This window comes from Litchfieldella qijiaojingensis (assembly GCF_014651875.1).
GTDB lineage: Bacteria > Pseudomonadota > Gammaproteobacteria > Pseudomonadales > Halomonadaceae > Litchfieldella > Litchfieldella qijiaojingensis.
On the sequence record NZ_BMXS01000016.1, the window covers coordinates 88,810 to 114,587 of the forward strand.

24 protein-coding genes, 3 tRNA genes and 1 pseudogene are annotated in these 25,778 nt (G+C 60.9%); 6 read left to right on the forward strand and 22 right to left on the reverse strand.

The genetic code is table 11. The annotated features are described in order from the left end of the window. Positions 1-10: 10 nt before the first annotated feature. The 15 genes from hemH to rnr all read right to left on the reverse strand — a co-directional run bounded on the left by hemH (position 11) and on the right by rnr (position 14,449). The gene (gene hemH, locus IE093_RS15160; protein ID WP_189470632.1) at positions 11-1,000 is read right to left on the reverse strand and encodes a ferrochelatase; all 990 of its coding nucleotides are present in this window, start codon (positions 998-1,000) and stop codon (positions 11-13) included. Between the two features lie 129 nt (positions 1,001-1,129). Next, the gene (locus tag IE093_RS15165; protein ID WP_189470634.1) at positions 1,130-1,432 is read right to left on the reverse strand and encodes a DUF6482 family protein; all 303 of its coding nucleotides are present in this window, start codon (positions 1,430-1,432) and stop codon (positions 1,130-1,132) included. 132 nt (positions 1,433-1,564) lie between these two features. Next, positions 1,565-1,852: a hypothetical protein gene (locus IE093_RS15170; RefSeq protein WP_189470636.1), complete on the reverse strand. Its 288-nt coding sequence runs from the start codon at positions 1,850-1,852 to the stop codon at positions 1,565-1,567. Positions 1,853-1,947: 95 nt separating this feature from the next. Next, entirely contained in the window at positions 1,948-3,336 is a 1,389-nt protein-coding gene (gene dnaB / locus IE093_RS15175) for a replicative DNA helicase (RefSeq protein ID WP_189470638.1), read from the reverse strand. A gap of 202 nt (positions 3,337-3,538) precedes the next feature. Next, entirely contained in the window at positions 3,539-5,029 is a 1,491-nt protein-coding gene (locus IE093_RS15180; protein ID WP_229803618.1) for a carbohydrate porin, read from the reverse strand. Positions 5,030-5,274: 245 nt separating this feature from the next. Next, the gene (locus IE093_RS15185) at positions 5,275-5,895 is read right to left on the reverse strand and encodes a 2-dehydro-3-deoxy-6-phosphogalactonate aldolase (protein WP_189470640.1); all 621 of its coding nucleotides are present in this window, start codon (positions 5,893-5,895) and stop codon (positions 5,275-5,277) included. A gap of 12 nt (positions 5,896-5,907) precedes the next feature. Beyond that, positions 5,908-6,873: a 2-dehydro-3-deoxygalactonokinase gene (locus IE093_RS15190; RefSeq protein ID WP_229803620.1), complete on the reverse strand. Its 966-nt coding sequence runs from the start codon at positions 6,871-6,873 to the stop codon at positions 5,908-5,910. Between the two features lie 11 nt (positions 6,874-6,884). Next, positions 6,885-8,033: a galactonate dehydratase gene (dgoD, locus tag IE093_RS15195; protein ID WP_189470642.1), complete on the reverse strand. Its 1,149-nt coding sequence runs from the start codon at positions 8,031-8,033 to the stop codon at positions 6,885-6,887. After that, positions 8,030-8,806, reverse strand: a complete 777-nt coding sequence (locus IE093_RS15200) for a FadR/GntR family transcriptional regulator (RefSeq protein WP_189470643.1) — start codon at positions 8,804-8,806, stop codon at positions 8,030-8,032. The genes dgoD and IE093_RS15200 overlap by 4 nt, the downstream gene beginning before the upstream one ends. Positions 8,807-8,949: 143 nt before the next feature. Then, positions 8,950-9,396 carry a 50S ribosomal protein L9 gene (gene rplI, locus IE093_RS15205; RefSeq protein WP_189470644.1) on the reverse strand — a complete coding sequence of 149 codons (447 nt, stop codon included), beginning with the start codon at positions 9,394-9,396 and terminating at the stop codon, positions 8,950-8,952. Positions 9,397-9,411: 15 nt separating this feature from the next. Beyond that, positions 9,412-10,263, reverse strand: coding sequence for a YybS family protein (locus tag IE093_RS15210; RefSeq protein ID WP_189470673.1), 852 nt, complete (start codon positions 10,261-10,263; stop codon positions 9,412-9,414). A 12-nt stretch (positions 10,264-10,275) separates the two neighbouring features. Further along, complete coding sequence (gene rpsR / locus IE093_RS15215) at positions 10,276-10,503, reverse strand: 30S ribosomal protein S18 (protein ID WP_189470646.1); 228 nt, start codon at positions 10,501-10,503, stop codon at positions 10,276-10,278. A 24-nt stretch (positions 10,504-10,527) separates the two neighbouring features. Beyond that, positions 10,528-10,914: a 30S ribosomal protein S6 gene (gene rpsF / locus IE093_RS15220; protein ID WP_189470648.1), complete on the reverse strand. Its 387-nt coding sequence runs from the start codon at positions 10,912-10,914 to the stop codon at positions 10,528-10,530. A gap of 290 nt (positions 10,915-11,204) precedes the next feature. Then, positions 11,205-12,029, reverse strand: a complete 825-nt coding sequence (rlmB, locus tag IE093_RS15225; protein WP_189470650.1) for a 23S rRNA (guanosine(2251)-2'-O)-methyltransferase RlmB — start codon at positions 12,027-12,029, stop codon at positions 11,205-11,207. After that, entirely contained in the window at positions 12,029-14,449 is a 2,421-nt protein-coding gene (gene rnr, locus IE093_RS15230) for a ribonuclease R (RefSeq protein ID WP_189470652.1), read from the reverse strand. The genes rlmB and rnr overlap by 1 nt, the downstream gene beginning before the upstream one ends. A 220-nt stretch (positions 14,450-14,669) precedes the next feature. Here rnr and IE093_RS15235 point away from each other — a divergent pair. From IE093_RS15235 to IE093_RS15245, 3 genes are all read left to right on the forward strand, one after another. Continuing rightward, positions 14,670-14,756: transfer RNA gene (locus tag IE093_RS15235), tRNA-Leu, on the forward strand. Positions 14,757-14,834: 78 nt separating this feature from the next. Then, positions 14,835-14,921: transfer RNA gene (locus tag IE093_RS15240), tRNA-Leu, on the forward strand. Positions 14,922-14,956: 35 nt separating this feature from the next. Continuing rightward, positions 14,957-15,043: transfer RNA gene (locus tag IE093_RS15245), tRNA-Leu, on the forward strand. 109 nt (positions 15,044-15,152) lie between these two features. On the opposite strand, the gene IE093_RS15250 is transcribed toward IE093_RS15245, so the two are convergent. Together IE093_RS15250 and IE093_RS15255 are read right to left on the reverse strand one after the other, a co-directional pair. Beyond that, positions 15,153-16,007, reverse strand: a complete 855-nt coding sequence (locus IE093_RS15250) for a DNA/RNA non-specific endonuclease (RefSeq protein WP_189470654.1) — start codon at positions 16,005-16,007, stop codon at positions 15,153-15,155. Between the two features lie 86 nt (positions 16,008-16,093). Then, a complete protein-coding gene (locus tag IE093_RS15255; RefSeq protein WP_189470656.1) occupies positions 16,094-16,369 on the reverse strand; it encodes an Lrp/AsnC family transcriptional regulator in 276 nt (91 codons plus the stop codon). A gap of 278 nt (positions 16,370-16,647) precedes the next feature. Between IE093_RS15255 and IE093_RS15260 the strand changes: the two genes are divergently transcribed. Beyond that, positions 16,648-16,965 carry a high-potential iron-sulfur protein gene (locus tag IE093_RS15260; protein WP_189470658.1) on the forward strand — a complete coding sequence of 106 codons (318 nt, stop codon included), beginning with the start codon at positions 16,648-16,650 and terminating at the stop codon, positions 16,963-16,965. Between the two features lie 94 nt (positions 16,966-17,059). Here IE093_RS15260 and IE093_RS15265 read toward each other — a convergent pair whose 3' ends face one another. The 5 genes and pseudogenes from IE093_RS15265 to IE093_RS15285 all read right to left on the reverse strand — a co-directional run bounded on the left by IE093_RS15265 (position 17,060) and on the right by IE093_RS15285 (position 24,478). Then, positions 17,060-18,610, reverse strand: a complete 1,551-nt coding sequence (locus tag IE093_RS15265; RefSeq protein ID WP_189470660.1) for a SpoVR family protein — start codon at positions 18,608-18,610, stop codon at positions 17,060-17,062. A gap of 23 nt (positions 18,611-18,633) precedes the next feature. Next, positions 18,634-19,917, reverse strand: coding sequence for a YeaH/YhbH family protein (locus IE093_RS15270; protein ID WP_189470661.1), 1,284 nt, complete (start codon positions 19,915-19,917; stop codon positions 18,634-18,636). 54 nt (positions 19,918-19,971) lie between these two features. Further along, positions 19,972-21,894, reverse strand: a complete 1,923-nt coding sequence (locus IE093_RS15275; RefSeq protein WP_189470663.1) for a PrkA family serine protein kinase — start codon at positions 21,892-21,894, stop codon at positions 19,972-19,974. Positions 21,895-22,156: 262 nt separating this feature from the next. Next, a pseudogene (locus tag IE093_RS15280) lies at positions 22,157-22,402 on the reverse strand (threonine aldolase); the annotation flags it as partial. A 63-nt stretch (positions 22,403-22,465) separates the two neighbouring features. Continuing rightward, on the reverse strand, positions 22,466-24,478 hold the full coding sequence (locus IE093_RS15285) for an NADPH-dependent 2,4-dienoyl-CoA reductase (RefSeq protein WP_189470665.1): 2,013 nt from the start codon (positions 24,476-24,478) through the stop codon (positions 22,466-22,468). Between the two features lie 267 nt (positions 24,479-24,745). Between IE093_RS15285 and abiEi the strand changes: the two genes are divergently transcribed. Further along, positions 24,746-25,282 carry a type IV toxin-antitoxin system AbiEi family antitoxin gene (abiEi, locus tag IE093_RS15290; RefSeq protein ID WP_189470666.1) on the forward strand — a complete coding sequence of 179 codons (537 nt, stop codon included), beginning with the start codon at positions 24,746-24,748 and terminating at the stop codon, positions 25,280-25,282. Further along, positions 25,272-25,778 (forward strand): nucleotidyl transferase AbiEii/AbiGii toxin family protein (locus IE093_RS15295; RefSeq protein ID WP_189470668.1); only part of this gene is annotated, 507 nt, incomplete at its 3' end. The genes abiEi and IE093_RS15295, both read left to right, overlap by 11 nt.

Genomic DNA, 25,778 nt, shown 5'->3' on the forward strand with positions numbered 1-25,778 from the left:
GCGGCCTTTATTACCAGCCGCGGGTATGCTGCTCGACCAATTGGCTCAGCAGCTCGATGTGCTCGGGGCGGTCATTGAGCGCGGGAATGTAGCGATAGGTCTTGCCGCCGGCACCGAGGAAGTTGTCGCGGTTCTCAACTTCGAGTTCCTCCAAGGTCTCGAGGCAGTCGGCGGCAAAGGCAGGGCTGATGATGTCGACCTGTTCGATCCCCTCACGTCCCCAGGCCTTGAGCGTTTCATCCGTGTAGGGCTTGAGCCATTCCTCGCGACCAAAGCGTGATTGGTAGCTCATCAGCCATTCGTCGTCGGACAGCTCCAGCGCCTCGGCCACCAGACGGCTGGTGGTCTCGCAATGACGTGGATAGGGATCACCTTCCTCGGCATAGCGCTGGGGAATGCCATGGTAGGACAACAGTAACCGGCCCCGTTCCCCGCCGTGCGCCGCCCAATGTTCGCGAATGCTCGCCGCCAGCGCCTGAACGTAAGCCGGGTGATCGTGATAGTCGCGCACGAAGCGCAGCTCTGGGAGATGCGGACAAGGCGTCAATGCCCGGGCCAGACCATCGAACACCGCTGCGGTGGTCGAACGCGAGAACTGCGGGTATAGCGGCAAGACCAGGATGCGCCCCACACCGGCCTCGCGCAGGCGCAAGCCACTTTCGCGCAGCGAAGGGTTGCCATAGGTCATGGCCAGTTCCACCGGGATCGTCTCACCATAAAGACGCTCCAGCGCCGCGGCCAAGGCACGCTGCTGACGTCGACCGATCGCCAGCAGCGGCGAGCCTTCGCCCGTCCAGACCGCCTGATACCCCTTGGCGACACGCCCCGGGCGAAAGCGCAGAATCACTCCATGCAGAATCAGCCACCACAGCGGACGCGGAGCATCCACCACACGCTTGTCCCACAGGAATTCGCCTAGATAACGGCGTACGGCATCCGCGGTCGGGGCATCGGGGGTTCCCAGGTTGACCAGCATCACACCGAAACGGGGGGATGGCATGATCGCCTCCATGCAAGGAATGATGGCGGCATTGTACCAGCCCGGGTGCCGATCAATGGAATAAAGTTATACTATCAATGTCATTCGTATAACTTCTGACCAACCTAGGCTCCCAAATCCGGATAGTCGTCAAAACACCAGTGGCATGCGCGAAGTCAGAGGATCGCGATAATGGGTCTCACGCCCGATCATTTCGTCGTGGGGATCGTGCTGTACCAGATAGGCACGATGGATGCCGGAGCGATTGAGTTCGAGATAGACGTCCTCGAGTGTGCGGAACAGCATCGGCTTGCCGCGTTGGGTCAGCATATGTCGCTTGCCTTCGACATCCTCCAGTTCGATCTGGTAGAAGCGGCTACCGGTATGGGTAATCACGCGAATCTCGAAATTGTCCTGATGGCCGACAAAGGCCTTGAAGTCCTGAAGTTCCATGAAACTTCCCTCCTGGAAAGCGAGTTGACCGTCACAGCATATCGATGGGCCAGCATGCCAGCGCACGATGACAACCTTGTGTCCCTGTGACGTTAGGAGTGTGACCTTTGTCCAACCCACCAGGTTCCCCGGCTACTGATAGCTGGAGGGATCGATGGCCTTGCCCAGGGAGTTGCGGTCGACCCACTTGCCGGCCTTGGTTTCCCGATAGCGGAACACCACCCGGTCACCGATCTGCACCGGGATCTCGGCCTCCTCGGTTTGATAGCTATAAGTTTCGCCATCGACCACCAATCGATAGCGATAGAGGTCCGGCATGCCCAGCCACTCCTTGAACGGACCTTCGCGCTCGATTTCCTGCAGTTCCCCTCGAGCCTCGAGCTTGGGAGTACGCTTGCCGCGACGAAATCCGCCTGCCATATCCTCTCCTTTCGATACCGGTATTGAGGGGCGGCATTATAAGCCCCGTGCGATCAGGCTCAAGCATGTCCGGCTCGTCAGCCCCGGCCAAGCGCTCACTCGCCGAAATGCTGGCCGTAGCTGTCGGGCGCCAAGTCTTCGAAACGCGTGTATTTGCCAATGAAGGCCATGTGCACGGTACCGATCGGCCCGTTACGCTGCTTGCCGATGATCAGCTCGGCCAAGCCCTGATTGTCGGGGTTATCAGGATTATAGACCTCGTCGCGATAGACGAAGGCAATCAGGTCGGCATCCTGCTCGATGGCGCCGGACTCGCGCAGGTCGGACATCACCGGGCGCTTGTTGGGTCGCTGCTCCAGTGAACGGTTTAGCTGCGACAGGGCGATCACCGGACAGCCGAATTCCTTGGCCAGCCCCTTCAGCGAGCGTGAGATTTCGGAAATCTCGCCGGTACGGTTTTCGGAGAAACCGGGGATCTGCATGAGCTGCAAGTAGTCGATCATGATCAACCCGATGTTGCCATGCTCGCGAACCAGGCGCCGAATTCGCGAACGCATCTCGTTGGGCGACAGCGCCGCGGTATCGTCGATGAACAACTGCTTGTCCTTGAGCAGATTTACCGCCGAGGTCAGCCGTGGCCAGTCCTCATCCTCGAGTTGCCCGGTACGCACACGGGTCTGATCGATGCGCCCCAGCGATGAGAGCATGCGTAGCATCAAGGCGTCGGCGGGCATTTCCATGGAAAACACCATCACCGGCTTGTCGCTCGAGATCACCGCATGCTCCACCACGTTCATGGCGAAGGTGGTCTTGCCCATGGATGGGCGGCCGGCGATGATCACCAGGTCCGAAGGCTGCAGGCCCGAGGTCATGTCGTCCAGATCGCGGAAGCCGGTGGAAAGCCCGGTCATCTCGCCCTGCATGTTGAACAGCTCGTCGATGCGGTCGACTGCCTTGGCGAGTAGCTCGCTCATGCCGACCGGACCACCGGACTTGGGGCGATCCTCACTGATCTGGAATACCAGCCGTTCGGCTTCGTTGACCAGCTCGTCGGAGGGTCGACCCTGGGGAGCAAAGGCGCTCTCGGCGATCTGATTGGCGGCCTGGATCAACTTGCGCAACGTGGCGCGCTCATGAACGATGTCGGTATAAGCACGGATATTGCTCGCCGAAGGCGTATTGCGCGCCAACTCGGCCAGATAGGCCAGTCCGCCCACGGTATCGAGCTGATCGCGGTTCTCCAGTGCCTCGGAGAGAGTCACCACATCGAGTGGCTGACCGCTTTCGGCCAACGCGGCCATGGCGTTGAACACCAGGCGGTGTTCGTAACGATAGAAGTCGCCTGCCACGAGGCGCTCGGAGACCGTATCCCAGGCGCCGTTGTCGAGCATCAGCCCGCCGAGCACCGATTGCTCGGCCTCCAGAGAGTGCGGCGGCACCTTCAGCGCGGCGGTTTCCTGATCGAGCTCGACGGTTTCGTTCATGGTGGCCAAGGATCCTCGACGGTACGGGAAGCGGGGCTCATTCTACCCCAATAGCCCATCGCACCCTATGCTCCCTGAGCCACGTCGACATGAAAATCCCCGTGGGGGGCATCACACCGCCCACGGGGAAAGATCGAAACAGTGACGCTGCCGTCGCGACACGACCACGTCGCCGTTACTAGCAGTATGGCTCGAATCTGAATTAGAACCAGGTTTCCATCTGCACCCCGAAGCTCCACTGCTCGCCGGTGAAGCCCTCCGTGCCGAAGGAGTCGCTGTCGCTGAAGTCGTTCAGCTCGCCGGTCCAGTCGGTATAGGAAGCGAAGGCACGAATCTCGGGACGCTGCCAAAAGCCGCCCACCTGGGGCTTGAAGGTCGGTGCGATGGTCAGCTTGCCGAAGTCGCCCCTGACCGCGTTACGGCCATCGAAGCCTTGCGGGTCGAGATCCATGTACTGGTAACTCGCCTCATACTGCATCTCGAAGTTCTGGGTGATTTCGTTGGCCAGGCGCACATTGAGACCGGCCCATTTGTAGTCGTCACCCTGTACGAAACGGTCATCGCTGGTCTCGGCCAGGATAGACGGTGCGATACGCCAGCGCGGTGCCACGTAGGTGGTACCGTACAAGCCGATACGCGTCGCCTGGGCATCGTCGGTCAGATTGCCGTCAGCACCAATGACCTTGGCTTCGGCACCCAAACCTCGGCCGTGGATCAACGCCGCCTTGAAGTTGCCCTCGCTCAGGCCGAAGAAGCTGTCGCCGTGATAAGCGACCATGGTGTGGAAACCGCTGTTGGCTGCTGTTTGATCGGCACCAATATCTCGCTCCTCATTGTCCGCGGCGGACAGACCGCTGACCATCCACTGCCAGTTGCCGAAGTGGTTGTTGGCGGTCAGCGTCAGGTTGTCAGTCTCGGCGTTGCCGGTATCGGCATCTTCCTTGAGATCCAGGTCGCTGAAGGTACGACCATAGAGTGAGAAATTGGCGCGCCAGTTGTCGGCGAGCTGTACGTCGTAGATCCCGGCACCGGTTCCGGCCAAAAACACGAAGTCGCTGTCGATCCAGTGGATATCGAAATTATCGCGATCGAAGCGCTTACCGGCCCAGATAGAGGCATGCTCGAAGGCTCCGGTGAAGCTCGGCAATTCGCTGAACTCGGCGTAGACCTGGCGTACGTTGAGATTCGACTCGTCGGCGGTCCAGTCATTGCTGGTGGTCACGCCATCGGCAATCATGGTGGTATATTTGGCCTTTGCACCGTTCTCGTACTGGGTCCTGTAATTGAGGACAGCCTCTGCGTAAGTATCAGGCTCGTTACCCAAGCGGCCCACGGCACCGCCCAACGGTCCTGCCGGTGTCACGTAAGGGCCACCGGGAAGACTCTTGCCATCCTCGCCAATCAGCAGACCGGAACGCGCATAGCCGTTGAAGGAGAAGCCCTCTTCGCCACTGGCCCGACGCTCGACCTTGGCCAAGCGCTCTTCGACCTCTGCGTCGCTGAGGCGCGACTCGGCCTGCTGCTCGGCCAGTGCCGCCCGTTGTTCGGCGGCCTCGGCACGCTGCTCGGCAGCAACGATGCGGGCCTCGAGTTCAGCCAGGCGTTGCTCGAGGCTGGCGGTATCGGCGGCGGCAACGCCACTCACCCCGAGGCTAACGGCGGCAATGGCGGCAACGAGTGGGGTTCTGAGCATAGCTGCATTCATTGAAGCGAATCCCTTTATGGTTGTTTTGGTAGTCAGGCGAGGAACTTGAAGCTTAATCGTTTAAGACGAAGGTCGTACGACAACCTCGATCAAGCTCCTCACATCCTTCTCTCCGGCATTGGACGTGATGGAATCTTCCAACGTCAGCGCCAACTTAATCGTTTAAGCCGTGAATCGCAAAAAGAAAAAAGTAATATTACTACCAATGTCTAATCGGCAAATACGAGCGCAGCTCAGCCAAGACGCAGTGGAACCTCGGCCAACTGCCAGGCGGCCACCAGTTCACGGGCCTTGGCACCGACCTCCGCGGCACTTCGCCCGGGCTTGTAGAGCGCGCTGCCAAGTCCGGCGCCAGCTACACCGGCGGCCCGCCACTCGCCAAAGTTGCCGGCATCGATACCACCGACGGCATAAAGTTCGGTGCCCGAAGGCAGCACGGCACGCAGCGCTTTCATGCCTTCGATGCCGACCTGTACCGCAGGGAATAGCTTGAGACCGCTGGCCCCGGCATCCAGGGCATCGAAAGCCTCGGAGGGAGTGACGATCCCTGGCAATGACACCATGCCCAGACGCCGGCTCTCCTCGATCACCGCAGGCCGGCAGTTGGGCGAGACTACCAACCGACCACCGACGGCGTGCACCTCGCGCACCTGGGAAACGTGCAATACGGTACCGGCCCCGATCAGGGCGCGTTCGCCCAGTGCTTCACTCAGGCGACGAATGCTCTCCAGCGGCTCAGGAGAATTGAGAGGGACTTCGATGCGCTCGATACCGGCGTCGAGCAGCGCCTCGCCGACCTCGACGACTTCGTCCGGGGTGATACCACGCAAGATACCGATCAGGGGAAGAGACATGGGGAACTCCATTCATTCATGCTTGACGGTGCTTCTAGCTAGTGCCAAGCCAGCCAGCACCGCCCTTTCGTTGTCGATGACCCGGCTGGTGTACCCCAAGGCTTCCAGCGCCAGCGCATAGCGATGACACAGTGCCTCGGCGCCGATCAGACACACCTGCTCACTCTCGTCCAACCCACCGAGAGCCCCCGCCAGTTCGAGGCCGATCACTAGACCGGAAAGGCGTGCCGCCAAGCATGCGCCACGGGCTTCCCCGCCTGGCAGCCGTTCATCGAGCAGGTCGCCGGCACGAATGGCGAACAAGCGCTGGGTGAAGCGTGTCGGTTCGGTGCTGACATCTTGCACCGCGGTCACGAAAGCCTCGCGACAGGCTGAATCCGCAAGGTCATCCTCACTCAGCGAATGCGACAGCACCGACTGTTGGGCCAGCAGGCGGAACAGTTCACCGCTCATGAAGGTTTGGAAGCCAAGCAACTCGCCCACAACGAGGCGTGCCCACTTGGCATGAGTACCGGGCAGGCAGACTCGGCCCGAGAATTCCGGCTCGCGGGCCACCAGGCCGGCGAGTTGGGTCTCCTCACCACGCATCACGTCGAATTCTTTCCCCGTCTCGTCGCGATGCTGGCATAGGCCCGGCAACAGGCGGACCTGCAAGCGCGGGTCCTGAACCGATGGCACTACCGCTCCCTCGGCCAAGGTATCCAGGCGGGCCGGCACCACGAGATAGGGTGCTTCCCGCCAGCCCTGACGAGCCCCTGCCATGCCGCAGACGATCACATCCAAGGGATCATTCTCGGGCAACCAATCGCCCAAGACGTCCAACAGCGTTGCCTCGTATTGCGTCGAGCTCAGGCCCAGCATGCCCCGCTCCGTGCCACGGTGAGCCAGTACCTCGTCGGCATCACTCATGGCCCAGACGCGTAGATTGCTCGAGCCCCAGTCCACGGCGATCCACGCCAGGCGCTTACGGGTGGTCATGCTCGCCTCCCTCACCATTCGGCGATCGAGCCATCTTCGTGGGTCCAAACCGGATTGCGCCAACGATGCCCCACCTTGGCGCGCTCCTCGACGAAGCTTTCGTCGATCTCCACACCCAACCCTGGCCCCTGAGGAATGGCACAGAAGCCGTCCTCGATCCTGAGCGCGTTCTTGTCGACAAGATAATCGAGCACGTCGTTATCCTGGTTGTAGTGGATGCCCATGCTCTGTTCCTGGATGAAGGCGTTATGGCACACCGCATCCAATTGCAGCGAAGCAGCCAGGGTCAGCGGGCCAAGCGGGCAATGCGGGGCCAGGGCCACGTCGTGAGCCGACGCCAGGGCGGCGATCTTCAGCCCCTCGCTGATACCACCGCAATGCGACAGATCCGGCTGCACCACGTCGACCATGCCGTCACGCAGCAGGTCACGGAATTCGAAGCGAGTATGAAGTCGCTCCCCGGTAGCGATGGGGTAGCCGAGCCCGCCGGCGATCTGCTTCAGACACGGCAGATGCTCCGGCGCCACCGGCTCCTCGACGAACATCGGGTGGAAAGGCTCCAACTCGCGCAGCAGGGCCTTGGCCATGGGCCGGTGCACGCGACCATGGAAGTCGATGCCGATTCCTACGTCCGGCCCCACCGCTTCGCGAGCCTCGGCTACGCGCGCCACGGCATCATCGATCTTCTGGTGCGAATCGACGATCGCAAGTTCGGGGGTGCCGTTCATCTTGAAGGCGGTGAATCCCTGATCGACAAGCGCCTTGGCGCCGTCGCCCACGTCGCTGGGGCGATCGCCACCGGTCCAGGCATACATGCGCATCCGGTCGCGCACCGCCCCCCCCAGTAGCTGGTGTACCGGCACTCCCAGGTCACGTCCCTTCAGGTCCCACAAGGCTTGATCGATCCCGGCAATGGCCGACATCAGGATCGGCCCGCCACGATAAAAACCGGCACGGTAGAGAGTGTTCCACAGATGCTCGATGCGATGAGGATCCTGGCCAACCAGGTAGTCGGCCAACTCGTGTACCGCAGCTTCGACGGTCGCGGCACGTCCTTCGATGACCGGCTCGCCCCAGCCGTAGCAACCTTGATCGGTTTCGATCTTGAGAAACAGCCAGCGCGGGGGAACTTGCCAGGTCTTGAGGCGGGTGATTTTCATAAGCCGGGTCCTTGCAGTTCAGGAATGGAAGAGGAGCTTGCGACGGTGCTGGACGCCTTGCTCAGATCGTCAGCGGTACGTTCGAGCACCTGAGCCGTGGCCAAACGAGCCGCCTGGGGTTGGCGCAAGCGTATCGCCTCCATGACCCGGCGATGACGCTCCAAGCTATCGTCCAGGTCGCCAGCCCGGCGCTGCGAATGCTGGATCAAGGCAATGATCGACGGCCGCAGCAGATGCCCCATCTGGCGCCAAACCAGGTTGTGACTGGCGCGGTAGACTGCGGCATGGAAAGCCACATCGCATTCGGCGTGCTCGTTGCGCCGCTTGGGGTCGCCGGCGCTGTCACGCATGCCATTCCAGGCCCGCTCCAGGCGCGCAAGGTCTTCGGCATCGGCGGCTTGCGCGGCGAGTTCGGCGACATGTGGTTCGGCCGATAATCGAAACGCGAAGATCTCGCGCATCAGTTGGGGGTGTGTTGTCTCCAGCCCTGTCATCCAGACACTCATCTGCGGATCGAGCAGATGCCAGTCACCGATCTCGCGAACCCATGAGCCTCGTCCGGCGCTGCGCTCGATCAGACCGGCACTGGTCAGGCTGGCCAAGGCATTGCGCACCAGGTTGCGGCTGACAGCGAAATGCCGACACAAATCCAACTCACGGGGAAAGCCGTCGCCAGGGTTCCAGTGACCCGACAGGATGGCTCGGGCCAGTACCGTGGCCAATTCCCGGGCGTCAGCATCTGGCGACAACGATGCCAGCGGGGATAGGGACATATCGGGCCCGTTCTCCTCATGAAACATGGACAAAACAATTGTCTGATAAATACTATTAAATGTCTGACATTTTGACAAGCCCGAAAAAAGCGCAAGGAGTCAAACTCCTTGCGCCCTTCGCTGCGTCAGGCGACGACCATGGCTTACTCGGCCACGACCACCACGCGAACGCTGGCACTGACTTCGGCATGCAACTGCAGCGCAATGTCATATTCGCCGGTCTGGCGAATCGGGCCTTCCGGCATGCGCACTTCGCTCTTGGCGATGTCGATGCCGGCCTGGGCGATGGCCTCGGCCAGATCACGCGGCCCAATAGAGCCGAACAGCTTGCCTTCGTCACCGGCCTTGGCGACCAGCGACAGCTCGATTTCGGCGAGCTGGGCAGCGCGGGCTTCGGCCTCGGCCTTGCGCTCGGCGGCATGCGCCTCGAGCTCGGCACGCTGAGCCTCGAAGGCTTCCACGTTTTCTTTGGTCGCCGGTACGGCCAGGCCGTAGGGCACCAGATAGTTGCGGCCATAGCCGGGCTTGACGGTGACCTTGTCACCCAGGCCACCCAGCTTGCCAATCTTGTCGAGCAGAATGACTTCCATCTCGTTAACCTCTTGTCAGTCGCTGCGGGCTATGCGCGCGCGAATATTCGCGAGCGTATCGATAAAGGCCAGCAGCAGCACGATCAGAATCATGGGCCAGGTGGTCACCAGCAATACATAAAAGGCCACCAGCCAGAGCCCGTTCATCCCCTTGAGACCAATAACACCATGTATCAGCGCAATGCCCGCCACCAATAGCGGCACCCAAGCCAGCATCGCCAGCGCCGGAAACCCAAGCACCATCCCGACCACACCCAGGACCACCAGCAAGACCAGTTCCCTGGGCGAGAGACGCAGCGCATGGAACTCCTCGCGGAAGCCGCCGGGGTTGTAGAGGCCGGCCTGCCAGTTCCGTGCCAGAGCCAGGCAAACCACCGCAGCCAGCAAGACGATCAGCCCGGTGACGCCACCGATCAGCAACGCCGCCAATTGTTCGGTGGCAACCCCCTGACCGGCGAGATCCTGGAGCATGCGATCGATCTCTGGCGAGCCCTGCCGCGCCTGCTCGAGCAGGGGGCCAGCGCCGCCTGGCGGCAAGAAGATGCCCAGTTGCACCATCCCGGTGGCGGCCAGCGCGCCGGCTATCAGCGCCTCGCTCCAGCGCATGCGCGAGCGCAGTACCACCGCCATCAGCGTCACCAGCAGGACACTCGCCAACGGAATGGCGTCACCTTGCATCCACCACCAGCCGGAAGGCACGGCGGCACCCAGGATCACCGGTGTAGCCGGAGCCAATCCACGACGCAGCGTCACCAGTGCGGCAATGGCGGCACTGAGCCAGAACAGCCAGGGCACTACGGCCGCGAGTGCCGCCGCCCCCGCCGCATAGGGAGTGCCGCGCATCAGCCAGCGGGCGATCGGGAGCATCACGCGACAGGCTTATTGGTGGCTATCGGTATACGGCAGCAGCGCCAGGTAACGTGCCCGCTTGACGGCGGTGGACAGTTGGCGCTGATAACGGGCCCGGGTACCGGTAATGCGGCTTGGAACGATCTTGCCGGTTTCGGTGATGTAGGCCTTGAGCGTATCGATATCCTTGTAATCGATCTGCTTCACGCCTTCAGCGGTGAAGCGGCAGAACTTGCGGCGACGGAAAAAGCGTGCCATTGAAGAATCTCCTCTGGACGTGCGTTATTGGGCTTCAGCGGTTTCGGTGGAGCGCTCGCGGGGCTTGTCTTCGCGACGCGGACGCTTCTCTTCCGCCGGTTTCATCATCGGAGAGGCTTCGGTGATGGCTTCCTTGCAGCGCACGACCAGGCTACGGATGATGGCATCGTTGAAGCGGAAGATGTTCTCGATTTCCTCGAGCGTCTCGCCACTGCATTCGACGTTCATCAGCACATAGTGGGCCTTGTGGATCTTGTTGATCGGATAGGCGAGGTGACGACGCCCCCAATCTTCCAGACGATGCACGGTACCACCGCTCTCGGTGACGAGGCTGGTGTAACGCTCGACCATCGCCGGAACCTGTTCGCTCTGGTCCGGGTGAACCATGAACACGATTTCGTAGTGACGCATGGGTTCTCCTTACGGTTTGGCAGCTTCCGCGTGAGGCTCGATGCGCTCCGGGGAAGCAAGGAGGTGATAGTAATATACGCAAATGCCCGCTCAAGGGTCGAACGGGCGCTAGCATTCTAAAGATTAGCGGATGGGTTAGCAAGCTGGAAGCTGGAAGCTGGAAGCTGGAAGCTGGAAGCTGGAAGCTGGAAGCTGGAAGCTGGAAGCTGGAAGCTGGAAGCTGGAAGCTGGAAGCTGGAAGCTGGAAGGCAGCATATTGCCCCTGAAGTTCGGATCAAGGTTTTTTTCTTCTAGCTTCCAGGCGCGGAGCGCCGCTCTTCAAGCTTCAAGCTTCTTTGCCTGACCGCCTCGAATAGACAGATACCGGTGGCCACCGAAACGTTGAGGCTGGAAACCTTGCCGGCCATGGGCAGTTTGACCAGGCCATCACAGGACTCGCGGGTCAGGCGTCGGAGCCCCTTGCCCTCGGCGCCCATCGCCAGCGCACATGGCCCGGTATAGTCGCCCTCGTAGAGGCTGGCCTCGGCCTCGCCGGCGGTACCGGTGATCCATACCCCCCGTTCCTTGAGGCGTGCCATGGTTCGGGCCAGGTTGGTGACCTGATAGACCGGCACCACCTCGGCAGCGCCGCAGGCCACCTTGCGCACCGTGGCATTGAGCGGCGCGGCTTTGTCCTTGGGCACGATCACGCCATGCACGCCAGCGGCATCGGCACTGCGCAGGCAAGCGCCGAAATTGTGCACGTCGGTGACGCCGTCCAGGATCAGCAATAGCGGCGGCTCGTCCCTCGTCCAGGCACCCAACCTAAGCCACAACGATTCCTCTCCCTCCGCGGCGAGCGGCGCACAGAAAGCGACGACCCCCTGGTGGGCCGCGCCCTGAGCCAGGTCATCAAGTGCCTCGCGCGATTGGGTGCGGATACGCGCGCCGCCCGAACGAGCCCTATCGACCACTTCGGCCAGGCGTGACGCCGCACCGCCCTCCTGAATCCACAGTTCGCGGGGCGCTTCGTCGCGCTCGAGCAGCGCACGCACGGCATGCACGCCATATACTACATCGAGCCCTCCCGGTGCCTTGACTCCGGCTCGGCCACCTTGCCGTTTGCGGCTCGACATCAGCGTTTTCCACCCCGCGCCTTGCGTGGCCCGCGTCGAGGGCCCTTGGCAGCCTCGACACCACCACGCGACTTGCGGCGCCGACCTTTCGGCTTGGCGTCTGCCTTCTTGGCCGGCCCGGCGTCGCTCTGCTCCAGACCTGGCTTGCGACGACGTGGGGCACGACGCGGTCGCGGCTTCTCGTCGGCCAAGTCGAAATCGATCTTGCGGTCATCGAGATCGACTCGCGCTACCCGCACCGTGACCCCGTCGCCGAGGCGATAGCTGACACCCGTGCGCTCACCTTTGAGGCGATGCTTTTCGGGTTCGTAGTGATAGTAGTCGGAAGGCAGCGAGGTGACATGCACCAGGCCCTCGACATAGACCTCGTCAAGGCGCACGAAGATGCCGAACTGGGTCACGGAGGCGATGGAGCCCTCGTACACCTCGCCAACCTTGTCGGACATGAACTCGCACTTCAGCCAGTCCTCGACGTCACGGGTGGCGTCGTCGGCACGACGTTCGGTCATCGAACAGTGCTCGCCGAGTTCGACCATCTGCTCGAAGGTGTAGGGGCACCATTTGCTGGGCGGATCTACTGGCGCGCTTTCGGCGCGCAACACCGTGGCCGTCTGACGAGGGCCACGGACCACCGAACGGATGGCGCGATGCACCAGTAGATCGGGATAACGGCGAATCGGCGAGGTGAAGTGCGCATAGGCCGGATAGGCCAGACCGAAATGGCCTTCGTTGTGCGGCGAGTAGACCGCCTGGTTCATCGAACGCAACATCACCGTCTGGATGATATCGGCGTCGGGACGATCCTTGATCACCTCGCGCAGCTCCTGGTAGTCCTGCGGCGTGGGCTCGTCGCCGCCACCCAGCGACAGCCCCAATTCGTTGAGGAACAGGCGCAGCTTATCGAGGCGCTCGGGGGGCGGCGATTCGTGGATTCGATACAGCCCCGGCAGGTCATGCTTGTCGAGAAAGCGCGCCGTGGCCACGTTGGCCGCCAGCATGCACTCCTCGATGATCTTGTGCGCATCGTTGCGTTGGCGTGGCACGATGGTCTCGATCTTGCGCTCGTCGTTGAAGATGATCGCCGTCTCGGTGGTCTCGAAATCAATGGCGCCGCGCTCGCTGCGTGCCCCACGCAGCAGTTTGTACAGCTCGTGCAGGTTCTCGAGCGAGGGTACCAGGTCACGATACTGCTCGCGCAGTTCGCGCCCTTCAGGGCTGTCGGGCTCCTGGAGGATCTTGCCGACCTTGGTATAGGTCAGCCGCCCCTGGGACTGGAAGACAGCCTCATAAAAGCAATAGCGGCTGATGGCACCGGTCTTCGAGATGTTCAGCTCGCAGACCATGGCCAGGCGATCGACGCCGGGATTCAGCGAACACAGGCCATTGGACAGCAGTTCCGGCAGCATCGGCACCACCTGTCCCGGGAAATACACCGAGTTGCCGCGGACATGCGCTTCCTGATCGAGCGGGCTTCCAGGACGCACGTAGTGGGAAACGTCGGCGATGGCCACGACCAACTTCCAGCTCCCGGACTTGGTCTTCCAGGCGCACACGGCGTCGTCGAAGTCTTTGGCCGTTTCGTCGTCGATGGTGACCAGTGGCAGGTGACGCAAGTCGATGCGATGCGCCTTGTCGGTTTCCGCCACCTCGGCGGACATGCCGGCGATCTGCTCATCCACGTCGGGTGGAAAATCGGCGGGGATATCATAGCTGCGAATGGCGATGTCGATCTCCATACCCGGATCCATGCGCTCGCCCAGCACCTCGACCACTTCTCCCACCGGCTGCACCCGGGTCTCGGGCTGGCGCACGATGCGTGCCGAGACGATCTGGCCACTCTGCGCACCGCCGCAGGCACTATGTGGGATCAACACTTCCTGGGTAATGCGGGTATTTTCGGGGATCAGTATGCCGAACTCGTCGTTGTGCTGGCGATAAAGCCCGACGACGGTCTGGGTGTTGCGGGCGATGATCTCGGCAATGGTGGCCTCGTCGCGACCGCGGCGGTCGCGTCCACTGACGCGCACCAGCACGTGATCGCCATGGAAGACCCGTCGCATCTGGCGTGGCGGCAGCACCAGGTCGGGCTTCTTGCCGTCGTCGCGCAGCAGGAAGCCGAAGCCGTCGCGGTGCCCCAGCACCTTACCCTTGATCAGATCGAGCTTGTCGATCAGCGCGTAGGCACCTCGCCGGTCGCGCAGTACCTGGCCGTCGCGCTCCATGGCTGCCAGGCGGCGACGCACGGCTTCCATCTGTTCCTCGTCCTCGAGGCCCAGCATGCGGCTCATGTTTTCGTGCGTGATGGGTTTACCGTACTCCTCCAGCCGGGCGAGCAGATATTCGCGGCTGGGGATCGGCTTGCCGTATTTACGGGCTTCACGTTCCGCGTGCGGATCGTCGCGTAGCGTCCAATGGGTCATGCGGTAAACGTCCTTGATGAAATGGCGAGAAGCCGCGGGAGTGAGGCAATACTGCGAGGATTCATGATCATGGCAGCAGTATAGCGCCGCATAAGGCGTGACCCAACCACCCCGGTCTCGCACCATGCCGAGTAGCCCGCGGCGATGCCGTCGAAAGTTGCGCGCATACACTCTCGCAGGCTTGCATTGTACGATGGAATCGGTATCATACCCGCCACTTGCCCAGGTGGCGGAATTGGTAGACGCGCTAGCTTCAGGTGCTAGTGTCCTTACGGACGTGGAGGTTCAAGTCCTCTCCTGGGCACCACTGATATCCCATTCGTCGTTACGAGGGATATCTTGGGATGAAGATCCCTATCTTTGCAAGACTCGACAGTTCGTGTTCGCCCAGGTGGCGGAATTGGTAGACGCGCTAGCTTCAGGTGCTAGTGTCCTTACGGACGTGGAGGTTCAAGTCCTCTCCTGGGCACCATCGGCCCAGCCAAGCGAACACGACGTACATGACACGCCCAGGTGGCGGAATTGGTAGACGCGCTAGCTTCAGGTGCTAGTGTCCTTACGGACGTGGAGGTTCAAGTCCTCTCCTGGGCACCACGAGTGTCCTCGACCGTGTCATGATCCCCCCTGAACATCGACTCTCGCTTCCAGCTCGCATACTCAGAGCCTGGCAAGTGCAGCCCTGTTCCGCACTCTCCCTGGTTCATCAGAAGCGCGAAGGCAATCTAGCCACTTTCTCCAGTTCCCACCCTTGGGTACGCACCTGCCCTTCCAGCACTCTGGCCGCGCCTTCAGGTAGGTTGGGGAAGAAATTCAGCCCCGTGCGTGCCTCGATCTCGTCGATGCTGACCACGTAGCGATCCAGAGGTTCGTTGCCCCTGACGTTCTGGGGGACGAGAAACGCCAGTGCTACCGGCTGATCGGCCGGCACTACGATGATCTTGTAGAAAGCCTCGGGAATCTCGACCAACCCCACGCGGTTAAGAACATTGTCGAGGAAACGCTCGGGGAACACCGGCCCGGTGACCACCTGCAACGTGCCGAAGCGCGGGGCGAAGTGATCGATCACTACCTCTTCCAGCCGCTGCCACAAGCGCCGATTGAAATCCGGGCGCTGCGGCGAGATATTGCTCATCAAGAAGGTCTGCTGCTGCGCACCTCGCCCGTGTACGGTCGCGATGGCATAGTTGGGTGCCAAGTGTCCACGGTCGTAGCCACTGCCGAAATAGCTATCGGCGGCAATCGGCCACAGGGTACGCCAGTCGCGCTGGAAGTCCGGTCGCGGCCCGGCACGCGGGTCATCCACTGTCTGCAGGGTATAACTCACCCACAAGGGATTGACGCGCACGTCCGACCAGCCGACCAGGAAGCCGTCGTTGCGCAGCACACGGTGCACACTGGTAGGGGACAAGACCTCCCACGTAGGCACCCCCATCCAGCTCAGCCGATCGCGATAGTCCCTTTCCTGGGTGTACCACAGCCCCGTGGCAACCATCACGAACACCAGGCTGACGCCAAGATTGCGCGCCTGACGGCGCCACAAGGAAGTCCGTTTTCTCATCAGTGAACGCTTGCTGACTCGTGACAATAAACAGGAAAGGCCTTTCATCACCGAAAGACCGAGGAAACTACCGCCCCAGTGAGCGTTTACCAACCGACCGAAAACATGGTTTCGAGGTCGTGACGGGAATGAACCTGAAGGGCATTAAGGGTTTCGGTATCGCGAATCCCCTCGACCAGATTCAAGTGCTCGGTAACCAGTGTCGCCAGGCTTTCGAAGTCCCGAGTGCGGGCAATGGCGACCAAATCGTAGCGACCACAGGTGGAATAGACCTCGCTGATGCCTTCGACATCGGCCAGACGTTCGGCGACAGCCTTGACCTGCCCCTTCTCGGTATTGATCAGAATCACGGCATTCTGCATGGTCACTCCTCCTGGATGGCTGTCAGCCTGTCGGCGTGGAAATGCTATCGATGGCGCGAGTATAGCAGTGGCCCCGCCTCGACAGAATCGACATCGCCTTTTCAGGAACGGCGTTCGCGCTTCCCTGGCTCTTTTGACTAGGATAAAGAAGTCGAACTACCGATACCGCCGGATGTCGGAGTCATTGCATAACAACGATCATCATGACCACCGTGACGAGTGCCGCATGCCCCTGGCAAGGCATGGTTGGCACTCACCAAGGACGATAAGGAGAGACCATGGCAAACCAGAGTCGTCGTGACTTCATGCGCCACAGCCTGCTTGGGCTGGCTGCCCTGCCATTGGGCATCGGCGTATTGTCCAAGACCGCTTTTGCACAGGACCTGCCTCGCCTGGACCCGGAATCCCCAGACGCCCAGGCCCTCAACTACGTGGAGAGCGCCAGCGACGCCAGCGATCACCCCGCCTACGAGGAAGGCGAAACCTGCGCCAACTGCATGTTCTTCCAACCTGACACCGAGGGCTGCCAGCTATTTCCCAACAACAGCGTCGAACCGGGCGGCTGGTGTCAGTCATGGACCGAGCGGGCGGGATGACAACCTGGCCTGGCTTGAACCACACCAACCGATGACAACGACGCGCCGCTGGCCAACCAGCGGCGCGTTGTCGTACATGGGTGTTCGGTTGCCATCAGTCGCGTGGGTCGTCATCGGGCAAGGGCCACTGATAGCGGCGCACCACTTCACCGTTGTCGATCGACTCCAACTTGACCGGGAAACCCCACAACTGGTGCAGATGGCGCATCACCGGATAGACGCTCTTGGCTAACGGCCGTCGGCGATCCTGGACATGATGCAAGGTCAACGAGCGATCGCCACGAATGTCGGCCGAATAGACCTGAATGTTGGGTTCACGGACCGACAGCGCGTACTGCGTCGACAGCTCTTCGCGAATCCGCTGATAACCACGCTCGTCGTGGATGGCGCTGACGGTCAGCATCTCGTCCTGATCGTCATCGACCACGGTGAACAGTTTGAGATCGCGAATCACTTTGGGCGACAGGAACTGCTGGATGAAGGACTCGTCCTTGAAGTTGCGCATGGCGAAGTGCAAGGTATCCAACCAATCGCTACCGGCGATATCGGGGAACCACTCGCGATCCTCTTCCGTCGGCTCCTGGCAGATGCGCTTGATGTCGCAGAACATCGCGAATCCCAACGCATAGGGATTGATGCCACTGTAGTAGGGGCTATCGAACCCCGGTTGGTTGACCACCGCAGTGTGCGACTGCAGGAACTCGAGCATCAGCCCTTCGTCGACCATCCCCTCGTCGAACATGCGATGCATCAGCGTATAGTGCCAGAAAGTCGCCCACCCTTCGTTCATCACCTGGGTCTGGCGCTGGGGATAGAAGTACTGGGCCAGCTTGCGCACGATGCGTACGATCTCGCGCTGCCAGGGAGCCAGCAGCGGCGCGTTCTTCTCGATGAAGTAGAGCAGGTTTTCCTGGGGCTCCGGCGGATAACGCCCATTCTGATGCAGGCCCAAGGGATCCTCTTCGTCGAAAGTGTCCTCTTCACGCTCGCCATCCTTGAGATTGGGAATGGTGCGCCACAGCATGTTGACCTGGGCTTGCAGGTAGGCCTCGCGCTCGGCCTGACGCTGGGCCTCCTCTTCGGGAGAAATCGGAGAGGGGCGCTTGTAGCGGTCGACACCGTAATTCTGCAGCGCATGGCAGGCGTCGAGGAGTTGTTCCACCGCTGTTACGCCATGCCGCTCCTCGCACTCATCGACGTACTTCCGGGCAAACACCAGATAGTCGATGATCGACGCCGCATCGGTCCAGGTTCGGAACAGATAGTTGCCCTTGAAGAAGGAATTGTGCCCGTAACAGGCATGGGCCATCACCAACGCCTGCATCATCAGGGTGTTCTCTTCCATCAGGTAGGCGATGCAGGGGTTGGAGTTGATCACCAACTCATAAGCGAGCCCCATCTGGCCACGTCGATAGGCCTGTTCCACTGCCAGGAACTGCTTGCCGAACGACCAGTGATGGTACCCCACCGGCATGCCCACGCTGGCATAGGCATCCATCATCTGTTCCGACGTGATCACTTCGATCTGGTTGGGGTAAGTATCGAGACGATACTCGTCGGCCAGACGGGCAATCTCCTGCTCGAAATCATGCAGGATATCGAAATTCCAATCGGAACCGGTGGCGATGGGCTTGCGTCGGGTCATACATCCTCCTGGAGCGAACCGGCTCAGGCTTCGGCGCGGCGGCGAAACAGCTCACGAAATACCGGATAGATGTCTCCCCCTTCGACGATCTGACGCATGGCGAAGCGGGACGGATATTCGGCAGCCACCGTCTCGTATTCCTCCCACAGCGCCTGATGGGCATGCGGGGTGATCTCCACATAGGTAAAATATTGCAGCCGCGGCATCAAGGAATCGAGCAACAGATCGCGACAGGTGGTGGAATCATCGTCCCAGTTGTCACCGTCCGAAGCCTGGGCCACGTAAAGGTTCCACTGAGATGGCGGATAACGGTCGGTGACGATCTCGTCGACCAGCGACAGGGCACTGGAAACGATGGTGCCGCCTGTTTCCCGTGAATAGAAGAACTCGTCTTCGTCAACCTCCTTGGCCGCCGTATGGTGACGCACGAAGACTAGTTCGACCTTTTCATAGTTGCGTTCGAGGAACAAGTACAGCAACAGGAAGAAACGTTTGGCGATGTCCTTGTGTGACTGGGTCATGGAGCCGGAGACGTCCATCACGCAGAACATCACCGCCTTGTTGGACGGTTGAGGCTGATTGATCAGGTTGTTGTAGCGCAGGTCATAGGTATCGATGAACGGCACCGCTTCCAGCCGCTTCTCGAGACGTTCGATCTCGGCCCTGAGTTCGGCGATGCGCGACGGATTGCGCAGTACCGAATCCTTGCGCTCCTCGGCCTCCAGCGCTTCCTGAGCCTCGCGCAGGGCTCGCCGGATAGGCGCGCGCATGGCGATGCGCCGGGCATAGGCTTCGCGCATGGAGCGCACGATATTGATGCGTGCCGGCACGCCGTCACGGGAAATCCCCGCCCGCACCGGGCGTACCTCCTCGAGGTCCAGCAACTGCTTGCGTTCCAGGTGCGGCAACTCCAGGCCATCGAAGACGAAGTCGAGAAACTCCTCGCGAGTCAGGCTGAAGGCGAACTCGTCCATCCCTTCGCCCTGATTCGACGCTCCGCCTTCTCCGGCGCCACCGCCACCGCCGCCGCCGCCGGGCCGCCGCAGGCGATCACCCTCGACGAACTCCTTGTTGCCGGGGCTGACGATACTGCGCTTGCCGCCCGGGCCGTGCTGGAACACCGGCTCGGAGATATCACGGGTCGGTATCGACACCTTCTCACCACGCTCCATATCGGTGATCGAGCGGCGATTGACCGCCTCCTCCACCGAGCGCTTGATATGTGTCCGGTAGCGGTCAAGAAAGCGCTGCCGGTTGACCGCGCTCTTGTTCTTGGCGTTGGCTCGTCGATCGATGAAATAGCTCATGCTTCCCTCCGGGGGCATATGCCGACTGCAGGCCAAACCCCTTGGTCCGGGACGTCATTGCGACTTGCGTACGCGCAGGTACCACTCGGACAGCAGTCGAACCTGTTTTTCGGTATATCCGCGATCGACCATCCGCGCCACGAAATCCTCGTGCTTCTTCTGGTCCGCCGCCGAAGCCTTGGCGTTGAAGGAGATCACCGGCAACAGCTCCTCGGTGTTGGCGAACATCTTCTGCTCGATCACACCCCGGAGCTTCTCGTAGGACTGCCAGCTCGGGTTCATGCCGTTGTTCTGGGCACGCGCCCGCAGCACGAAGTTGACCACCTCGTGACGGAAGTCCTTGGGGTTGGAGATGCCGGCCGGCTTCTCGATCTTCTCCAGTTCCTCGTTGAGGGCCTGACGGTTGAACAGCTCCCCTGTCTCGGGGTCGCGATACTCCTGGTCCTGGATCCAGAAATCGGCATAGGTGACATAGCGATCGAAAATGTTCTGACCGTACTCGGAGTAGGATTCGAGATAGGCGGTCTGGATCTCCTTGCCGATGAAATCGACATAGCGCGGCGCCAGAAACTCCTTGATGAAGCGCAGGTAGCGCTCGAAGGTATCCTTGGGCAGTTGCTCCTGCTCCAGGCGCTGCTCCAGCACGTACAGCAAGTGCACCGGGTTGGCGGCGATCTCGTGGTTGTCGAAGTTGAACACCTTGGACAGGATCTTGAAGGCGAAACGTGTCGACAGACCGTCCATGCCTTCGTCGACCCCAGCGGCGTCGCGATACTCCTGGATCGACTTGGCCTTGGGGTCGGTATCCTTGAGATTCTCGCCGTCATAGACGCGCATTTTCGAATAGATGCTGGAGTTCTCGGGCTCCTTGAGCCTAGACAGCACGGAGAACTGCGCCAGCATGCGCAGCGTGTCCGGTGCGCAGGGAGCTTCCGAGAGCGAGGAGTGTTCGAGCAACTTCTTGTAGATCTTGATCTCTTCGGTGACTCGCAGGCAGTACGGCACCTTGACGATATAGACGCGGTCGAGGAACGCCTCGTTGTTGCGGTTGTTGCGGAACGTCTGCCACTCGCTCTCGTTGGAGTGAGCCAGCACGATACCGTCAAACGGGATCGCCCCCATGCCCTCGGTGGGGTTGTAGTTGCCCTCCTGGGTCGCGGTCAGGAGCGGATGCAGCACCTTGATCGGCGCCTTGAACATCTCGATGAATTCCATCAGACCCTGGTTGGCCTTGCACAGCCCACCCGAGAAGCTGTAGGCATCGGGATCGTCCTGGGCGAACATCTCGAGCTTGCGTATGTCGACCTTACCGACCAGCGAGGAGATATCCTGGTTGTTCTCGTCACCCGGCTCGGTCTTGGAAATGGCGATCTGGTTGAGACGCGAAGGGTACAGGCGCACCACGCGAAACTGCGAGATATCGCCACCGTACTCCTTGAGACGTTTGGCGGCCCAGGGAGACATGACACTCTTCAGGTGGCGACGTGGGATGTTGTACTCCTTCTCAAGCAGTTCGCCGTCCTCCTCTGGCGAGAATAAGCCAAGCGGTGATTCACACACCGGCGACCCCTTGATGGCATAGAAGGGCACACGCTCCATCAATAGCTTGAGCCGTTCGGCCAACGACGACTTGCCGCCCCCCACCGGGCCCAGCAGATACAGGATCTGCTTCCTCTCCTCCAAGCCCTGGGCGGCATGACGGAAGTAGGCGACGATCTGCTCGATGGCCTCCTCCATGCCGTAGAACTCGGAAAACGCCGGGTAGCGCCGGATCAACTTGTTGGAGAAGATCCGTGACAGCCGAGGATCCTTAGCGGTATCGATCACCTCGGGCTCGCCAATCGCCTCCAGTATGCGCTCGGCGGCCGAGGCATAGGCCGATGGCTCGCTGCGACACAGCTCCAGATACTCCTGCAAGCTCATCTCTTCCTGCTGAGCCTGTTCGTAGCGGTTCTGGATATGATCGAAGATGCTCATTGAAGCCTCCTTAAGCGCAACTCCCCGGCCTGAAAACGGATATCAAGATTGCCGAGGTGGCGTATCTATCAGCGTAGACAGATTTAATGGCCGAAGGTTGGTCAAGCTTTTCAACGCAACGCATGAACGCAACGCACGAATGCCCGCCATCTACCCATGAGAGCGGTGCAGCGTCACAAGGTTCGTTGAATCTTTTTCTGTTTTGAACGCAAGATCGAGCAGCACCGCTCCGGCCATGTTAACCGCTTGCGGTGCCACCGCGTCAAAGTGAGGCCAGCGACTCGTGGATATCGGCCAGCAAGGCATCCAGCAGTTCGGTAGTGGTGTTCCAAGCACACACGAAACGCACACCACCGGCTCCGATAAAGGTATAGAAGGTCCAGCCACGTTCGCGCAACTGTTCGATGGCGGCCGGCGGCAGACTGACGAAGACACTGTTGGCCTGGGTCGGAAACATCGCCTCCACCCCGGGCAGGCCGACCAGCCCTTCGGCCAGATAGCGGGCCATGGGAAACGACACAAATCCTGTGTCGTTCCCAGTCTATCATCGTCTTACGCCAGGATGGTGAGTTCAAAGCGAAGCGGCCAGGCGGGCCCCCTGGTCGATGGCACGCTTGGCATCGAGTTCCGCCGCCTCATCGGCACCGCCGATCACGTGCACTGCGACACCGGCTGCGTGCAGCGGCTCGAGCAGATCGCGCACCGGCTCCTGTCCGGCACAGATCACGATGCTGTCGACCTCGAGCCGACGCGGTTCGCCATCGACACGGATATGCAGACCATCGTCGTCGACCCCCATGTACTCGCAACCCGCCACGGTCTCGACGCCACGGTGCCTGAGCGAAGCACGATGCACCCAGCCGGTGGTCCTGCCCAATCCCTTGCCGGGCTTACTGGTCTTGCGTTGCAGCAGAAACACTTGGCGCGGCGTCTTGGGGCGAGTCGGTGCTTTCAGGCCACCGCGTTCCGCCACGCTCAGATCCACCCCCCACTCATCGCACCAGGCCCGGGTATCCAGGGCCGGATGACCGGCATGGGTCAACAATTCGGCAACATCGAAGCCAATGCCCCCGGCACCGACGATCGCCACCCGACGACCGACCCGCTCGGGATGCACGATGGCCATCGAATAGCTCATCACCTTAGGGTGATCGATCCCCGGCAGGTCTAGCTCGCGCGGCCGCACTCCCGTCGCCAGCACCACCGCATCGAAGCCCCCTAGAGTATGCACATCGACATCGGTATTAAGGCGCACTGCCACCTCGTGCTTGTCGAGCATTGCCTTGTAATAGCGCAGGGTCTCGTCGAACTCTTCCTTGCCTGGGATCCTGCGTGCGTAATTGAACTGGCCACCCAACGTACCGGTACGTTCGAACAGCGTTACCCGATGCCCGCGACTGGCGGCGGTCACGGCGGTGGCCAGGCCGGCTGGCCCGCCCCCGACCACGGCGATATCCTTCGGCTCTTCGGCCGGTGCAATGACCAGCTCCGTCTCGTGACATGCACGCGGGTTGACCAGGCACGAGGCCAACTTGCCCTGGAAGGTATGGTCAAGACAGGCCTGGTTGCAGGCGATGCAGGTATTGATCTCCCGCTCCCGCCCTTCGCGTGCCTTGGCGACCCACTCAGGATCGGCCAAAAACGGCCTGGCCATCGACACCATGTCGGCATGCCCCTCGGCAAGTACTCTCTCGGCGACTTCTGGCATATTGATGCGGTTGGTGGTGATCAAGGGGATCGAGAGTTCCGCCTTCATGCGGTGGGTCACCTCGGTGAAGGCCGCCCGCGGCACGCTGGTGACGATGGTTGGCACCCGCGCCTCGTGCCAACCGATTCCTGTGTTGATCAGGTTGGCGCCGGCAGCCTCGATGGCACGACCCAAGGCCACCACTTCCCGCCACGAACTGCCCTCTTCGACCAGATCGAGCATCGACAGCCGGAAGATCACCAGGAAATCGGGACCAAGTGCCTCGCGGATTCGCCCGACGACCTCCACCGCAAAGCGGATGCGGTTCTCGAACGTCCCTCCCCAGGCATCATCGCGGTGATTCGTGCGCGTGCATATGAACTGGTTGATCAGATAGCCTTCCGAGCCCATTACCTCGACACCGTCGTAACCCGCCTCACGGGCGAGTTGCGCGCAGCGCACGTAGTCGGCGATCTGCGCCTCGACCTCATCGGAGGTCAGTTCATGCGGCATATGGGCGTTGATCGGCGCACGAATCGCCGAGGGCGCCACCAGTTCGGGCGAATAGGCATAGCGACCGGCATGCAGAATCTGCAGACAGATTCGACCCTCCTCGGCATGCACGGCCTCGGTGACCTGGCGATGCTGCGCGGCCTCCTCGGCGGAGGTCAATTTGGCCGCGCCCTGGAACACCGCCCCTTCGGGGTTGGGTGCAATGCCGCCGGTGACGATCAGCCCCACCCCGGCCCGGGCACGCTCGGCATAGAACGCTGCCAGCCGGGAAAAGCCATTGGGAGCCTCTTCCAGGTTGGTGTGCATGGAACCCATCAGAATCCGGTTGGGCAGTGTCATGCTGCCTAGATCCAGCGGGCGGAACAGGTGGGGATAACGGGTCACGGGACGTCCTCGCTTGCACCATATCGGCCAAATTCAAACTACCGTATGACAGTGTAGTCAAGCCTGCAAGATGAGCCATCCCGACCAAGGGCGTATAACGAAAGACCCCGAGCCAAGTCAGGCAGTGTTTTGACACTGCCTGACTTGGCTCGGGGTTGCCACTTCACAATGCTATGCCATTTACGCTGTCAAAAGCGGGTCTTTGCTTGTCTTGCCCGACACCAAGTGGACAGATACACTATCTATATATAGTTTAGGTGTCCATTTATGAAAATGAATGACGCTCGTCAGCAGTTTGATGCCTGGGACAGTCGGGAGCGATATGTCTTCACTCATCGGGACCTGCACAAGCTATTTCCCCAGGACAGTCCAAAAACGTTGCAGGAAGGCATCAACCGCCTTCGCCGGCAGGGCCTGCTCGAAAGCGCAACGCGTGGCGTGTATGTATATAAGCAGTCCCGTCACCGGGATGCCTACCTGCTGGAGCGTATTGCCAGCGCCATGCGACGCGGCGAGTACAACTATGTGAGCCTGGAGTCAGCGCTGTCGGAATATGGGGTCATCTCACAAATCCCTGTCGACCGGCTCACGGTCATGACAACCGGTCGCAAAGGCGTTTACCGAACCCCCTACGGCACCATTGAATTTACCCACACAAGTCGTTCGTTGGGAGACCTCCTGTCACGCATGCGCGACATCGGGCGCCCGTTGCGCTTCGCGACGCTCGAAGCAGCATGGGCCGATCTAAAACGCGTGGGACGTAATACCCACCTGGTCGACATGGAGGCATTGAATGAAGATTGAGCGGGCAAACTTCGATGAGCTCGTAGCACAAGCCATGCAAGAGCCTAGTCGTCAGGCCATGCGCCCGGTGATCATGAAGGAACTGCTTCACTTGGACATCTTGTACTCTCTGGATCGCGAAGGGCTCCTGGATGGACTGACCTTTCAGGGAGGAACCTCGCTGCGGCTATGCCAAGGGTCACCAAGATACAGCGAGGACCTCGATTTTGCAGGTGACTGGAGTTTCCATAGCCAGGATGCCGCACGCATCAAGGAGTGTATCGAGGAGTACGTCACCAGGCGGTACAACCTTGAGGTGAACGTCAAGGAGCCCTCAGAGCTTCGCAGAGATCCAGTATATGCCGAAATCCGCGTCGACAAATGGCAAGTGTATAGAGCGACAATTACTCTGGCCGGTGGACGACAACTATTTTGGCCGGCTGCCCTAAGCTTGACCGCTTGTCCCGACCCACCAGGGAGCCGGTATGGCGGTCACCAGCCAGCAGGTCACGATCTA

What these genes read in the sequence shown, in the direction of transcription:
- IE093_RS15260 (WP_189470658.1), top strand. Translation starts at nt 16,648, where the DNA reads ATGGCAAACCAGAGTCGTCGTGACTTCATGCGCCACAGCCTGCTTGGG.
- IE093_RS15275 (WP_189470663.1), bottom strand. Translation starts at nt 21,894, where the DNA reads ATGAGCATCTTCGATCATATCCAGAACCGCTACGAACAGGCTCAGCAG.
- IE093_RS15190 (WP_229803620.1), bottom strand. Translation starts at nt 6,873, where the DNA reads ATGACCACCCGTAAGCGCCTGGCGTGGATCGCCGTGGACTGGGGCTCG.
- IE093_RS15200 (WP_189470643.1), bottom strand. Translation starts at nt 8,806, where the DNA reads ATGTCCCTATCCCCGCTGGCATCGTTGTCGCCAGATGCTGACGCCCGG.
- IE093_RS15255 (WP_189470656.1), bottom strand. Translation starts at nt 16,369, where the DNA reads ATGCAGAATGCCGTGATTCTGATCAATACCGAGAAGGGGCAGGTCAAG.
- hemH (WP_189470632.1), bottom strand. Translation starts at nt 1,000, where the DNA reads ATGCCATCCCCCCGTTTCGGTGTGATGCTGGTCAACCTGGGAACCCCC.
- IE093_RS15180 (WP_229803618.1), bottom strand. Translation starts at nt 5,029, where the DNA reads ATGCTCAGAACCCCACTCGTTGCCGCCATTGCCGCCGTTAGCCTCGGG.
- IE093_RS15210 (WP_189470673.1), bottom strand. Translation starts at nt 10,263, where the DNA reads ATGCTCCCGATCGCCCGCTGGCTGATGCGCGGCACTCCCTATGCGGCG.
- rplI (WP_189470644.1), bottom strand. Translation starts at nt 9,396, where the DNA reads ATGGAAGTCATTCTGCTCGACAAGATTGGCAAGCTGGGTGGCCTGGGT.
- abiEi (WP_189470666.1), top strand. Translation starts at nt 24,746, where the DNA reads ATGAAAATGAATGACGCTCGTCAGCAGTTTGATGCCTGGGACAGTCGG.
- rnr (WP_189470652.1), bottom strand. Translation starts at nt 14,449, where the DNA reads ATGACCCATTGGACGCTACGCGACGATCCGCACGCGGAACGTGAAGCC.
- dnaB (WP_189470638.1), bottom strand. Translation starts at nt 3,336, where the DNA reads ATGAACGAAACCGTCGAGCTCGATCAGGAAACCGCCGCGCTGAAGGTG.
- dgoD (WP_189470642.1), bottom strand. Translation starts at nt 8,033, where the DNA reads ATGAAAATCACCCGCCTCAAGACCTGGCAAGTTCCCCCGCGCTGGCTG.
- IE093_RS15270 (WP_189470661.1), bottom strand. Translation starts at nt 19,917, where the DNA reads ATGAGCTATTTCATCGATCGACGAGCCAACGCCAAGAACAAGAGCGCG.
- rpsF (WP_189470648.1), bottom strand. Translation starts at nt 10,914, where the DNA reads ATGCGTCACTACGAAATCGTGTTCATGGTTCACCCGGACCAGAGCGAA.
- IE093_RS15250 (WP_189470654.1), bottom strand. Translation starts at nt 16,007, where the DNA reads ATGAGAAAACGGACTTCCTTGTGGCGCCGTCAGGCGCGCAATCTTGGC.
- IE093_RS15185 (WP_189470640.1), bottom strand. Translation starts at nt 5,895, where the DNA reads ATGTCTCTTCCCCTGATCGGTATCTTGCGTGGTATCACCCCGGACGAA.
- IE093_RS15170 (WP_189470636.1), bottom strand. Translation starts at nt 1,852, where the DNA reads ATGGCAGGCGGATTTCGTCGCGGCAAGCGTACTCCCAAGCTCGAGGCT.
- IE093_RS15165 (WP_189470634.1), bottom strand. Translation starts at nt 1,432, where the DNA reads ATGGAACTTCAGGACTTCAAGGCCTTTGTCGGCCATCAGGACAATTTC.
- rpsR (WP_189470646.1), bottom strand. Translation starts at nt 10,503, where the DNA reads ATGGCACGCTTTTTCCGTCGCCGCAAGTTCTGCCGCTTCACCGCTGAA.
- IE093_RS15265 (WP_189470660.1), bottom strand. Translation starts at nt 18,610, where the DNA reads ATGACCCGACGCAAGCCCATCGCCACCGGTTCCGATTGGAATTTCGAT.
- rlmB (WP_189470650.1), bottom strand. Translation starts at nt 12,029, where the DNA reads ATGTCGAGCCGCAAACGGCAAGGTGGCCGAGCCGGAGTCAAGGCACCG.